Source organism: Flavobacterium sp. LC2016-23, from assembly GCF_009674775.1.
In the GTDB taxonomy this organism is placed as follows: Bacteria; Bacteroidota; Bacteroidia; order Flavobacteriales; family Flavobacteriaceae; genus Flavobacterium.
This window is the reverse complement of the sequence record NZ_WKKE01000084.1, coordinates 1-479: the sequence shown is the minus strand read 5'-3', so window position 1 is coordinate 479 and position 479 is coordinate 1. Positions and strand designations below refer to the sequence as shown.

Annotated in this window: 1 protein-coding gene; it reads left to right on the top strand. The window is 42.6% G+C overall.

The features are described 5' to 3' along the window. Positions 1-479, top strand: a 479-nt coding sequence (locus tag GJU43_RS23265) for an Ig-like domain-containing protein (RefSeq protein WP_195760094.1), incomplete at both ends; no start/stop codon positions are given.

The window sequence follows — 479 nt, the reverse complement described above, 5'->3', positions numbered from 1 at the left end:
ATCACTTATAGAAACAGCAATGGCTGTACACAAACCGTTACTGTTACGGTAAATCCATTACCAACAATCACAGGAACTCCAACTGTTTGTATCGGATCAACCACACAATTAACAGGTTCTGCCACACCAAATGCCACAACACCCTGGACTTCAGCTACAACAGCAGTTGCTACGGTAGACAATACAGGATTAGTAACAGGAGTTGCAACGGGTACAAGTGTTATCACTTATAGAAACAGCAATGGCTGTACACAAACGGTTACTGTAACGGTAAATTCATTACCAACAATCACAGGAACACCGGCTGTTTGTATCGGATCAACCACACAATTAACAGGTTCTGCCACACCAAATGCTACAACACCCTGGACTTCAGCTACAACAGCAGTTGCTACTGTATCAAATACAGGATTAGTAACAGGAGTTGCTGCCGGAACAAGTGTTATCACTTATAGAAACAGCAATGGCTGTACACAAAC